Origin of the sequence: Corynebacterium fournieri, from assembly GCF_030408775.1 — a bacterium.
In the GTDB taxonomy this organism is placed as follows: domain Bacteria; phylum Actinomycetota; class Actinomycetes; order Mycobacteriales; family Mycobacteriaceae; genus Corynebacterium; species Corynebacterium fournieri.
In genome coordinates, this window is sequence record NZ_CP047210.1 from 1671928 (window position 1) to 1684179 (window position 12252).

The 12252-nt window shown below is 54.3% G+C and carries 11 protein-coding genes; 1 reads left to right on the top strand and 10 read right to left on the bottom strand.

The features are described from left to right. Positions 1-396: 396 nt before the first annotated feature. From CFOUR_RS08070 to CFOUR_RS08080, 3 genes are all read right to left on the bottom strand, one after another. Positions 397-840, bottom strand: coding sequence for a hypothetical protein (locus CFOUR_RS08070; RefSeq protein ID WP_143339020.1), 444 nt, complete (start codon positions 838-840; stop codon positions 397-399). Further along, complete coding sequence (locus CFOUR_RS08075; protein ID WP_143339019.1) at positions 837-1538, bottom strand: hypothetical protein; 702 nt, start codon at positions 1536-1538, stop codon at positions 837-839. Before CFOUR_RS08075 ends, CFOUR_RS08070 begins: the two co-directional genes overlap by 4 nt. 86 nt (positions 1539-1624) lie before the next feature. Further along, positions 1625-2098 (bottom strand): hypothetical protein, encoded by a 474-nt coding sequence (locus tag CFOUR_RS08080; protein ID WP_143339018.1) that lies wholly within the window; start codon positions 2096-2098, stop codon positions 1625-1627. A 451-nt stretch (positions 2099-2549) separates the two neighbouring features. Between CFOUR_RS08080 and CFOUR_RS08085 the strand changes: the two genes are divergently transcribed. After that, complete coding sequence (locus CFOUR_RS08085) at positions 2550-3026, top strand: type 1 glutamine amidotransferase domain-containing protein (protein ID WP_230471826.1); 477 nt, start codon at positions 2550-2552, stop codon at positions 3024-3026. Positions 3027-3224: 198 nt separating this feature from the next. On the opposite strand, the gene CFOUR_RS08090 is transcribed toward CFOUR_RS08085, so the two are convergent. The 7 genes from CFOUR_RS08090 to CFOUR_RS08120 form a co-directional block, all read right to left on the bottom strand. Beyond that, a complete protein-coding gene (locus tag CFOUR_RS08090; RefSeq protein WP_085957815.1) occupies positions 3225-4169 on the bottom strand; it encodes an NAD-dependent epimerase/dehydratase family protein in 945 nt (314 codons plus the stop codon). A gap of 8 nt (positions 4170-4177) precedes the next feature. Further along, a complete protein-coding gene (locus CFOUR_RS08095) occupies positions 4178-5140 on the bottom strand; it encodes a UTP--glucose-1-phosphate uridylyltransferase (RefSeq protein ID WP_290179094.1) in 963 nt (320 codons plus the stop codon). A 454-nt stretch (positions 5141-5594) separates the two neighbouring features. After that, complete coding sequence (locus tag CFOUR_RS08100) at positions 5595-7442, bottom strand: ATP-grasp fold amidoligase family protein (protein WP_085957814.1); 1848 nt, start codon at positions 7440-7442, stop codon at positions 5595-5597. Between the two features lie 404 nt (positions 7443-7846). Continuing rightward, positions 7847-8911 (bottom strand): glycosyltransferase, encoded by a 1065-nt coding sequence (locus tag CFOUR_RS08105; protein WP_230471825.1) that lies wholly within the window; start codon positions 8909-8911, stop codon positions 7847-7849. A gap of 7 nt (positions 8912-8918) precedes the next feature. Continuing rightward, a complete protein-coding gene (locus tag CFOUR_RS08110; RefSeq protein WP_085957812.1) occupies positions 8919-9596 on the bottom strand; it encodes a hypothetical protein in 678 nt (225 codons plus the stop codon). A 2-nt stretch (positions 9597-9598) separates the two neighbouring features. Next, entirely contained in the window at positions 9599-11785 is a 2187-nt protein-coding gene (locus CFOUR_RS08115; protein ID WP_085957811.1) for a glycosyltransferase family 2 protein, read from the bottom strand. Continuing rightward, positions 11758-12156, bottom strand: coding sequence for a hypothetical protein (locus CFOUR_RS08120; protein WP_085957810.1), 399 nt, complete (start codon positions 12154-12156; stop codon positions 11758-11760). Before CFOUR_RS08120 ends, CFOUR_RS08115 begins: the two co-directional genes overlap by 28 nt. Positions 12157-12252: the final 96 nt, after the last annotated feature.

Consider the following 12252-nt stretch of genomic DNA (forward strand, 5'->3'; position numbering starts at 1 on the left):
CTGCATCGCCGCACCGGCGGATTTACGGTTTGACTGCTCTGAGGTTGTTCGACCACACCTGTGCCCACACTGGTTTCGGCGTTGCGGTAAACGCCACCCATAGCTTCCCGATCCGCGAAAATCAGATCCGTATTGATTTGGGGTCGACAGTCTCCAAAAATTAGGGCATTGAAGGATATCCGAGCCATGCTCTTGATTGTCAAGCTTTGCCAGATTCATCGAAAGCATTAGTAATAGCTGCGCCAGTATGTCACCATTAGCACTCGAGCGCCGAGAGCGAGCACTTAAGCATTATCGGGTGATTTCTACTTGACTACTCGCCCGTATTTGTCCAACCAAGCATCTTCAACCATGCAGGCACTTCGGGCGTGGCGAAAGCCGTAAGCTTCAGCTCCCCTATCCCAATCCCCGCAAGGTATTCACCGGAAGCAGCACTGGCACAAGTGGAAGTTCGTTGGTCAAATCATGTATTTTCTGCCGCACGTAGGGAAACAGTGCCGGAGCAACGTACTCGTCAATAATCTCGCCCTTGCGGTCTGGATCGTGGATGAAAGATTCAGCTTGCTCCTCTGGTACAGAGAGATCTATTTCGTACCAGATCCCGATTTCACCAAGAACTCGCTCTTTTTCGCCATCGGCGAAAAGTTTAGTTTCCGCTTTAGCACGAACCCGCACCCCACCTTCAATGAGTTTCCCTTGAAATTGACCAAGTTCAAACTGCACATGGACGCCTTCGTATGGCGTCTCATAGTTCAGAGCATCCGCATTCACGGCCACTAGGCGAATCTCGTTTACGACACACTCTTTCGCCACCTCGACGCTCTGCTCTTGTTCGCTCACAGCACAGAGCCTTTCCGGTTCACTTCAACCCTCCGATACCCTTCGGACTTCTTCACCACTGTACGTTTCGAAGAAAAAGGGGAACCCCAGTAGATTTCCATCCACTCACCGGGGCGTGGAGTATCCCCGGAAGACCGCTGCCCCCGGACCGACTCCTCAAACATCACGCTCGCCCCGGCGCCTGCAAACGAAGCCCACTCTTCCGAGACCGGCTCGTGCTTCTCCACCAAAAAGGCGTCAATCTCTCGGACGAGCTCCGGCGTCGGAAGCTCAAGTCCCAAGTCAATTTTCGCCACTTCAGCAAGCCAGGTGTTCACCTCATATAAGCTCCAGATCTTTTGTCGCCGCTCCCCTCTACCAATACACGCTTCTTCTTTTGGAAAGGCGTTGTCTGTATTCGCCACCCATTTCGTCACGGCTTGGCGCGTTACACCAACAAGTTGCGCAATATCGGAGGTGTTCACCAAAAGCGGTTCAACTCTATCGACAATCAATGTGTCGCGTGTCTTGAGTATGTGCAGGATATCGGTTGCTTTGTGGAAGAGGTTCTCACTGTCCTCTTCGAGCACAATTTCCGCAATTACAACCCCGTTTGAGAGAGAAAAGGACACCTCAGGAACAGCTTCTTCGATGCCGTCAATTCGTTGATCATCGGAAAAATCGATTCCGTGAACCTGCAGTCTAACTACTGTTGCCATCTTCATCCCCTCTCAAGGCCAGCGAGGTTGTCAAATGACAACCAGTAAAACAGTTTATTTGAGAACTAACAAAACCGCAGGATCTTTCACCCTTCCCCCTTCCGAACTTGCTTTTTCGCCCCGCGCAATCTGTCCCGCAGACCTTTGTAACGTTTCCACGCGTCATCAACCTCTGGATGTGGGGGCTTGTCCAGATATCGCGCCCGTAGTTCTTGCCGAGCGGATTCGAGTGGCCGCTCAGCACATTCACTGATCTGAGGCACATCCGCGGCCCCTGCATCAGATGCCCCGGCTTCACGTAAGAGCTCCCCCGCCTTCTCTTCGCATTCAATAGCACCTTCGACAAAAGTATCTAGCTCGAGCTCGATCGCTTTTCCGAATAGCTGTTTAGCGCGAAGAAGCTCTTCAGCAGCCTTGATCAACCGTTCCGCTTTGTCCAAATACTCAAGAGCCTCCTGCAGACTCTCGCGGTGCGTGGAGGAATGCGAGCAGTGTCGAATAGCCCGATCAACTTCTTTGGCTTTTCTCGTCGGGTTCCGCGGAGTCGAGTCAATGCGCACGCGACATTCTCCCGTGGGACATATGAGCACAAAGCCCCCGTGACTCTCCTTAGGTTTCGCACTCCATCCGAGCGATCTCGCTTTCTGCGCCTGCTCATTTAAGTCTTTCTGGGGATGGCGTGGCCATTGATCTCTCGGCCCGTAAACAGTGCTGGCCACTCCGCTCCTCCTAGTCGAATCTCTGGCAAATTCTACCATTGTCATTCTCGCAAGCACTTTCGGAATCCTGAGCTTCTAACGCCTTCGCCACCGCCAGGCCATTCCAACGCAACCCGACGGTCCTGAACACCACCCGCCACGCCGGATCTAGCGCCACCTCCCCATGTACGACCCCACTCATCGATTGAGTGTCCTCCCGCCCAAGCGCCACTTCTGCACCGCGATCACCAAATCGCCAGCCTCACTGTGCGCCGCGCCGTATCCTTCATCCGAAGCTGACACCCTGGCAGCGGTGAAAGCGGGGCTGGAAAAGCTTGAACCCGTATTGGCGAAGCCGCTCGACATTGACACTGTTAAGTTCGCAGACTACGACCTTGTCTTCTACCCCGGCGGGCATGGCCCGATGGAGGACCTCGCAGTCGACGAGACGTCCGCACGAATCCTCCCCGAGCGAATGGCGGAAAGCGCGCCCGTGGCTCTACTCTGCCACGCACCGGCCGCTGTCCTCGCGACAGAGAACGCGTCCGGCGCCACCCCATTCGCCGGCCGGACCACGACCGGATTCTCCAACGACGAAGAGCGAGACGCCGGGCTCGCCGACAAGGCGCCGTGGCTGCTCGAGGACCGGCTCGTCGCCCTCGGCGCTGTGTACGACAAGGCGCCGGAGCCGTGGGCCTCCTACGCCACTCTCGACGGCAACCTCTACACCGGACAGAATCCGTCTTCCTCGCGCGAGCTCGCGCAGCGCCTGGTTAAGGACATGGCCTAAGTGCTTCTGCGCTAGAGCCAGCTGGAGATAGCCTGCGCGCGGGTATCGCCGACACGCTGGCATCGGTGCGCAATTGCCTATCGACGATCACAGGTACCCCGCACTCGTCACGCCACAACCAGCCCGGCCAGCAGCTCAAAACGCCGTCCGAAGCTAGACAACGCATTCGGCTAGTGAAGGTTGGCCGCGCACTTCCTACTAGCGCCCCGGTTCGTTACGGAAGTACTCCACGGTCCGAGCGACGCCTTCATCCAACGAGACCTGCGGTGTCCAGCCCAATACACGCTCGGCTTTCGCGTAGCTCAACGAAGAACGCGCGACGTCGCCGAGACGAGCGGGTTCATCAGCTGGCGAATCAGGAGCACCAACGGCCTTCGCAACGGCAGAATGCAGCTCGCGATCTGTCGTCTCCACACCCGTACCAATGTTGAAACGCTCACCGTCGCCTGCCTCAGCGGACGCCAGATAAAACGCGCGCGCCACATCCCCTACGTACACGTAGTCGCGAGTGTTCGTACCGCCGCCAAAGACGCAGGTCGACTTGCCGTCCAAAAGGTTGCGGGAAAAGATCGCAACCACGCCGGCCTCGCCAAACGGATTCTGCCGTGGGCCGTACACATTAGCCGGAGCGATGAAACTCGTCTCCAGCCCGTACAACTGCCGGTAGACGTTCAGATAAAGCTCGCCAGCGACCTTAGAAGCCGCGTACGGCGACTTCGGATCAACATGCAGCTCTTCGGTAGCAGGCAATTGGTCTGGCTCACCGTAAATTGAGCCGCCTGACGAAGTATGCACCACTCGGCGCACCCCAGTACGCCGCGCCGCCTCCGCCAGACGAATCGTAGCCAAAATGTTCATTTCTGCATCCAGAAACGGATCTTCCACGGAACGGCGCACATCGATTTGGGCAGCGAGGTGGAACACAACCTCCGGCTCTATCCGGCGGAAAATCGCCTCGAAATCGGCGTCGCGAATGTCCTGCTCTAGAAGTTCAACCGCGCCGGAATCGAGATGCTTTGCGATGTTCTCCGTACGTCCGGAGCTTAGGTTGTCAATCACGGTTACTTGATGACCATCTGCCACCAGAAGATCGACCAGATGTGATCCGATAAAACCTGCGCCACCAGTAACTACCGTTTTCATCCTATTGCCTAACGAGCTTCTTTAACGTCCGGGTTTTCTGCCTCAAAGTCGGTGATGATCTTCTTCACCGCCGTGTACAACGCCGGGCCGTACTTCGCATCCCGCAAACCAAAATCCACATTCGCCGGGATATACCCACCCGGGTTACCCAAATCATGGCGCTTGCCCTCATGCACCACCACATGCACCGGATGCCCCTCAGAAATCATCAACTCAATCGCATCCGTGAGCTGCAACTCCCCACCCTTGCCCGGCTCAATCCGACGCAGAGCATCAAAAATGCCCCGATCCAACAAATACCGACCAGTGGCCACCAACGTCGACGGCGCCTCGGCCACAGCAGGCTTTTCCACCATGCCACGCACCTTCAACACCTCAACACCATCAACCTGGGCCTCGGCATCCTCCACGTCAAACACGCCGTAGTTGAACACCTCATCGCGAGAGACGTTAAACGCACACAACACCGACCCACCAAGCTCGCGGCGCACCGCAACCATCTTGTCCATCACACCAACCGGCAACACCAAATCATCCGGCAACATGACAGCCACAACATCTTCATCGTCATCCAACGCCGACTCAGCACAGCCAACCGCATGCCCCAAACCAAGCGGCTCCTCCTGAGTCACCGCCACAGCTTCAATCAGCCCATTGGCACGCGCGACCTTCTCAGCCTGCGCATCCTTGCCGCGGGCAACCATCAACTGCTGCAACTGCTCAAACTCGCCGAAATGACGCATGATCTCTTCTTTATTCGGCGCGACCACCACAGCAAGACGCTGCGCCCCAGCCGCAGCAGCCTCCTCCGCAATCAACTCAATGCCAGGAGTATCCACCACTGGAAGCAACTCCTTCGGCACCGTCTTCGTCGCCGGCAAAAAACGCGTACCCATCCCCGCCGCAGGCACAACAACCGTCTTCACCGAAGCACTCACGTCCTGCACGGGCTGGTCAGTAGAATTCCGCATAAACGCAAAGCCTACAGCCCACACACGGCACAACCCGGCTACGACCCGGCAGAGTCAAGGAGCGCACACACCAAATTGGACACCCTCGGGTGCGTGACCCCTAGCCATAAATTAGCAGTTGGGTCATTTAAGCTTCGCCACTGAGGTTGGCCGCACCCCTTGTGCTGGCGTCCACATTAATGTGAGGCCTCATTCCACCTAGGATGGGCGAGATCCCTACTAGCTGTTTGGGCATGTCACTTTCTTCGCCGGCACCGCACCAAGAACATTTTCAGGCGCGGACAGGAATAATCCATACCGAGGCCAGCGGCTAGTTTTACTGTCCTTTCGGACGGCGCGAACGAGCTAAATCATGGTCCGCCCAACCGGGTAAACACGCTATGAATCTTCAGTGCCCCGAGGTGGAACAGCTAGCAACATAGCGGGAATGAGATTGCTAGGATAACCTCAATTTCTACCGTGGGCCATCCCCCTTCGACGCTGAAGCGTATTCTCTGATGGCTTCCATCCATTTCTGGCCAATAAACTTTTCAAACTGTGGGGTGAATTTGAAATACTTCCCATTAAATGGTGAAGCGGGGACTGGCGTGATTTCCCCGAGTTTTGGCCCCTCGGCAGTGTGGTATAAATCAACCCGAACGAATGTGCTGCCAACTAGGCGAGCTACATGAAGCGCGAGTTCAATCATTTCTTTCTTATCCGATGGTGAAAGTTCTTTCGGGCTTATGTATTCGGATCCTGGCAGCGCATAAGTAAGTTCGTTGTTTGCGGGAAGCGAATTGAAACTGCCATCGTAAGAACAGAAGCGAAGCTTTTCGTGCTTTCCCTCTTCCTTCATGAAGATATAGACAATCTCATTTCCAAATATCCAGAACTTGAAGTCCGTTGCAACCTCCAAAATCCCGTCCCCGTCGCTCAGGCGCTCTTCTGCAATTAGGTGATAGCGCTTAAGACGATGTGGCTCTTTCTGCGCGACGTTTTCAAAAATCCTTTGTTGCTCAGCTTTGATATCCGCTGCGCTTAACTCCCTCTCTGCAAAATAGTCATAAAAGGCTTTCCCTTTACGCTCCAGCACCATAACCCCTCGCGAGGTGTTCAAATTGGATGGCTTAAGCACGAAGTTGTCTGGCAAGTTGTCGAAGGTAAGCTCTGCCGGATCTCTCCATTTCTCCAGCACTCGTGGGGACGGGATGTCGTTTGCTATACAAAACTCTTCGACTGAAAGCTTATCGATTGCCCAGTAAGGGACTGGAATCTTTACGGAATCGTATTCGAACTTGTTTTTTCGGTAGACCGAGAAGATGTCGCTGAAAGTAGGGGCTTGTTCGACTGTACTTGCGCTAGGCTGAGTGGAATCCTCGCCGAGCCACGAAAAGGCTTTTTCTAGTGCAGTACGAAATTCTGTCGGAGAGGGTGGAAAGTGCCCGACCCGTTCCCCGTACTCATGTACTCGGACTTTATCCAAGTTCTCACCACGCGCTGCTGCGGCGAGGAAGGGGAGATAATGCTGATCGTAGTGCCAGTCTGTCGGCGTTTGGCAGAACAGGACTCGATTATGAACCGGGCGCGAGTAAGTCTTAAGCGCTGAAATTTCGGAGCCGAATCCGGTTGACCAGTCGTTGTTCTCTATATCCTCATTAGTTTTTACTAAGTCTCTTAAATCAGGGTGAACACTGGTGACATATTTGCGCTCAGTTGCGTGAGCACCTTCTTCCCCGTTGTTCAGGTAGCCGCGTATGTAGACGCTTGGGTTGAAAACTACTGCCAGAGATCCCGGAACCTTGGAAGAGATTTGCAGCGCACCGAAGCCTCCACCAGACGATCCTGAAATGACGACTTTGCTAGCCGATACAGCTTTTTGTGCGGCTATAATCCAATCGGCGATGTGCGACTGCACATCTTGCCCCTTCCATCCCGTATACCAACCGAGCTGCAACTGGTCATCAAGATAAAGAGTGGGATCAGTAAAGTACAGCGAACTAACAGAGTAATCAGTCAAGGTCCTGAGGCGTTCGTACCTAGGCAGCGTGAAGCGCTGCCTATTCAGAGCGCCATGGAGGGAGACCACAAGGGTGTCTGAACCCTGATTCACGAGAAGTGCGTCAAGTTGGGGACCTTCCGGATATTTGTATTGGTATTGGGTCGCTCCGAGAGGTTGGGTTTCGGGAAATCCATCCAACCGATCCAACGAGACGCGTGGCGCATTGAGGCCATCTTTCTCTAACTCGGAGACTTGGATGACTGAGACCTGGGACATCGAATAAAATTCTCCTTTTAATTCCGGGGCAAAAATAGTCGCCATTCTTATACGGTCTCCTGATTAGAAGAAATCATCGAATTCCGTCCCCAACTGGCGATTTCCTATTAAGAGTTGTTGTTATACCCTACACAATGAAAAGTCTGAAAGCCCAGCCCCCGAACAGTAGTCACCATGGGGTGGTGAAATTACGGGGCTCACTTTAGCGCAGTGTCACGCTGCGAGCGCTTCGCATTTTCTGAGTTCGATTCGATCCATTCTGAATGGATTGCTTTGGAAAAATGTTCTACACGACTTCCTAGGTTAACAACCCGACTGCTGAGCACGCTGGGGAAGGTGTGCTTTCCCAGCCCCAGGTCAGCTTCCACAGAAGTGAAAGATCGTCGACTGGACAACCGCGATTTCCATGGTGGCTTTTGGACCTCAAGACAACTAGCCAATCTGGGTACTCAGCCACAGTGGAGTGCAGCGAACATAAGATCATCGACAACCGTTTGTGAATTTGCCAATCTAACGACCGAACGCGCCACTGAAATAGCTTCATCGTACGCCGCAGGCGACCCGAGTTTAACCAGATCAGCGCGTACGTCGGATGGTGCAAACCTGAAGATCCCGTGATCTCCGTAGTTACTCCAAATTCCTGCCCTCAAGTTGTTTCCAGTTTGAATACCAACCGAGGCACGGGCGCCAGTCCCAAGGAGAAGCGAACCGGCTGCCGATGCCCGCATGCCAGCCATTCCTGCGGCTACGGTCAAGTAAGCGCGGTTCATCATCAGAGGGATTTCTGCAGGTTCAACCCAGCCATGCATAGTGTGAGAAACATTCGGGACGGACATCTCCAAAAGGTTGTATCGTTGGTCAAAGTAATCCCGTAATGGGCCATCCCCGCACACGTTTATTTCCCAGTGCACGTCTGGGTACAAAGAGGCAAGGGAGCGCACTGCCTCCTCCACTGAGTCGATTTGCACAACCTTGTCTTTGGACAAGCGCGAAGCGGTGACGATATGCCCGACGCCCCCCTCGAGCTTTTCATCGTGGCTCAGCAACGGTAGATCGAATACGTCGTCAGGCGCCACATTAGGCAGATTAGTTACTTTCCATGGCGCCACCCGGCCGAACTGTTGAACGAAATGTACTAGCGCAGGGCTCGCCGCGACAAACGCATCCACCTGGTCTGACCACTCGTACATGTAGTCGTGGTACGCACCATGCACCATTACGATGTGCTCTTTCTTCGCTTGCTCGTTAGCCAGCAAGCCGAATTGTCTGCCTGCAGGAGCGTGCGAAAAAATCAGATCGAAATCAGCTTGCTCCCCCATCGATCGCGCAACAGATTCCCACCCCTTGCGCCAGTTCACTACCCGAAATGAGGCGCCAGTAGCTTCGGCTCTCTCTTTAAAGACCACCCCGCTACCGACAAACGTGACATCGTGCCCCGCTCGAATGAGGGCCGACGCCGCATCCACGGTCCATTCGTGCACGCCTCCCCATTCGGCAACGGTGCGAACGGGCATGAGAATCCTACGCTTGGCCATCTTGCAACATCCCTTCCATCTCGTGCCCGTCAACAAATAGAAGACGCACGCCGATCGCGGCGCACAGCTCCTGCATCATGGCGGTAGAGAACAGGCCTTCCTCATCGCCAGATTCCTCGACGATTAAGGTCGAAGATTTCCAATCGCCTGCCAACAAAAGACCAAGTGCAACCCTAAAGGCAGTCGGGCTCAGCCTCGTCTCGTCGAATGCCGAGACGTTCGCCGCGACGACAACCCGATCTACAGAAAAGAGTTTGCCGGTCCAGCGTGCGCTGTCTAGGTACTGCACAAGAACATTGCGTCCTTTGCCGTCTGGCTGAACTGCCACCTTGCCTTCTCGGTATTCCCCTACCAGCAGCTGCGTGTGGCTTTCCGGCGTCACTGACAACAAAGGGTCCACAGTGAGTTGAGGTGAATGCTCCCCCAGAACACGCCGTAGAGTGCGATCAAGTTGCGTAGTCGAAGGAGGCACAGTCAGCACGCCGCTCCCCTCGGAAATTTGAAACAGAATCAACGCGGCCAAGAGAGCGTTCGACGGTTTTGCCTCGAGAAGCGTGACGTCCGCTAGAAATTCACGAGGAAAGCTAATTATGTCGCCTGCAGTCTCAGCCTCCTGGCGAAGAGAAAATTTTCCGTTCGGTTTGTTCTCAAAAACAATGCGCATATCTACTCCCCGGCCAAACCGGAATCATCTTCCGAATCAACCACTACAGCGTGGAACTTCTCCAGTCGCAGTGCTGGAACGAATTCGTGTGGATCTTCGTCCATCAATAGCACGGCGGCACTATCGCAGCGTTCAGTCAACGTATCCATTGCCTGGATTGCTGTAGTCAGCGAGGAATACCCGAGAAGATACGCAGTCGTGTTGAAGCCGAATTGACCTGTACCGATAATCCTTCGGACGACCTGCGGGCCCCCCTCGACCAAATCGCCTTCCGACACCTTCAGCCCGTCTTCAAAGAAGACCAGCACAAAGTGCAGCTTCGATTCTTCGGCGCTTTGAAGCTGAGCCATCGTTGCGTCGATGCGGTTCATCACCATATCCCGTACGCGCGAGCGAATCGCCCCCTCATCGGTGATGGAAGTATCATCGCGCTCGAAAGTCTTCCCTTCGCTCTCACTCCGAAGGTGCGACTTCACGGTGAAGTCGGCCACGCCGAGCTGCCGGAACTTCACGAAGTCCTCAAATTTCACATCTGCAATCGAACTTTCCTCAACCACGGCCCTCCCGGTGAGAAGGTCCCGCTCGGTCAGGATCGTTGATACTCGGTGTGGCGTGTCAGCCACACGTGACTTGGTAACTGTATTGCCCCTGAAGACGATGTCACGCTTTACCAAGTGGTCTGGGAGATACCCCGAGAACATGGCATTAAGGGATTTCGATCCCGGAGTTCTGGGATAAGGAAGATTGCGCCCAAGCGCCGCCATGGCGTCGAATCCTCGAGATGATGTCAGGAACCTATTGGCAAGCTTCGAAAGGGTATGACCAGCCTTTTGGTTATCTGTGTCCTGCGCCGTGATTTGGAGGTCATGTACCCTGCGGAGATACATGAATTTCTCTACGTGCAGCCAGCGGACTCCCGCGTTCATTAGCCGTGACGCCAATTCGTGGTCAACGGACGAAGTCAGACGCTCGTCGTACTTGAACTTTTGAACCAGCCGAGTTGGCACAGTCCAGGTGCTATGTCCCGGGCCCGCGCCGTTGAAGGCGATCATGTTTTCGCTAAAGCCAGTTTTGGTAAGAAAGCCTCGTAGCTCACCCGTATCATGATCAAAGTTGATCCAGCTACCGTAAGTAGCGTCAACCTCACTGCTCAACGGCCTGAGTCCGTCGAGCAGACGATCCGGAAGCATAATGTCGTCATCGTCGTGCACTGCGGTGTATAGACAACGCGAGTGCTTTGCAGCAGTGTTTCTCGCTGCGGCAACCCCACGACTCTCCGTGTGCTCAAAGAACTTGATTCTCGGATCGCCCAAATCTTCAACCGACCGCTTCACCGCGACCTGATCCGCCGACCCATCGTCTACGACGATGACTTCAAACTCTTGAAAGCTCTGATAGCGAACCGAGTTAATGCTCTCAATCAGCATTGGTCCTCGGTCCTTTGTTGCGATAGCGACTGAAATCAACGGCTTTCGCTGTTCAGCCGGAACCGACCAAGACTCTAAGTTCCTGAAGAGAGTCAAATCTTGAAGGGCTACGCTTTTAATTTCCGCTTCATTGTCGAGCTTCATTGGCGCGTCCCCATTCACTGCAACAGGCCCTCCGCCAGGAGTTGGAGCCTCAACCCCTAAACCACAACGACGTTGCCGCAACAGGAAGTCAAACCCCAACGCACCACTGACCTCATCGCGTTCGTCGTAGCCACGCATTTCCAGGAAATGATCTCTCCCGATGATGAACGCAGCCCCTAATGCATCGTCAGCAATAGGCAGTGTGTTTGAGAATACATCAGACTGACCGGCGTGAAGTGAATTCGACACGCGCCGTGCCAGTGGGCGGACAGTTCTCGCCGAGCGGAGCTCGTGCCAGCCCTCGGAGCAATCACCCGCGACCCAAAACGGCCCTTCCAGAAGCAAAAGTGTGTCCCCGGAGGCTGCCGCAACGGTTTGATTCAGTCTTTGTGCATCATTGAGGGGCTCTGCGACGTACTCGAACCTAAAAAAATCATCTGCAAAAGAGAAGATTCGCGAAGGGTCTATGTCTGACCCATCTGTCAAGGTGAGCAGACACTCGAAAACCCCCGGAATCTGCCGGAAATGGTCGATATACGCACCCCAGGTGCTGCTATCGCTAGGAAGCGAATGAAGAATTACCGAGACACTCATTTGCTGCCAATCCTCCTGGTCCATACTTTGGCACTTTCAGAAGATTTCGCACACACAAAAACACGCCCTTGCATTTCTCTGGCGGCGTCTGCACTCCTGTTCTTCCAGGGACGAATCTCCACCCGCGCACTCGCCGCAGGATGCAGTAACTGAAACGGACGAATGGCATCCGCGCCTAGCCCGTTGTCACTCGGCTTCAAATATCTGAAGAAACACCCGAGCTTCTGGGACTGTTCCGCTCCGATCTCTGTTTCAGTCATCTCTTTACCCGACTCATCGAAGAATTTGAAGGTAACTACAAAGTCGCGGTAGCTGAACGAAACATCGCCATCTAAAACGAGTGTCATCTCACTGAACCGATTGGGATAAACCAGGTTGGGCTCCACTTTTGACATCCGTAAAAAACTTTCTGAATAGCAACATACTCTGCGAGCCTGACCTCGCAGCCATTCTTCACCGGAAAATTAGTTTATTAGCAGAATCTTCACTGC

Bases quoted from the DNA above. Each gene is read 5' to 3' on its own strand.
- CFOUR_RS08075 (WP_143339019.1), bottom strand. From the start codon at position 1,538: ATGGCAACAGTAGTTAGACTGCAGGTTCACGGAATCGATTTTTCCGAT.
- CFOUR_RS08090 (WP_085957815.1), bottom strand. From the start codon at position 4,169: ATGAAAACGGTAGTTACTGGTGGCGCAGGTTTTATCGGATCACATCTG.
- CFOUR_RS08095 (WP_290179094.1), bottom strand. From the start codon at position 5,140: ATGCGGAATTCTACTGACCAGCCCGTGCAGGACGTGAGTGCTTCGGTG.
- CFOUR_RS08100 (WP_085957814.1), bottom strand. From the start codon at position 7,442: ATGGCGACTATTTTTGCCCCGGAATTAAAAGGAGAATTTTATTCGATG.
- CFOUR_RS08105 (WP_230471825.1), bottom strand. From the start codon at position 8,911: ATGCCCGTTCGCACCGTTGCCGAATGGGGAGGCGTGCACGAATGGACC.
- CFOUR_RS08110 (WP_085957812.1), bottom strand. From the start codon at position 9,596: ATGCGCATTGTTTTTGAGAACAAACCGAACGGAAAATTTTCTCTTCGC.
- CFOUR_RS08115 (WP_085957811.1), bottom strand. From the start codon at position 11,785: ATGGACCAGGAGGATTGGCAGCAAATGAGTGTCTCGGTAATTCTTCAT.
- CFOUR_RS08120 (WP_085957810.1), bottom strand. From the start codon at position 12,156: ATGTCAAAAGTGGAGCCCAACCTGGTTTATCCCAATCGGTTCAGTGAG.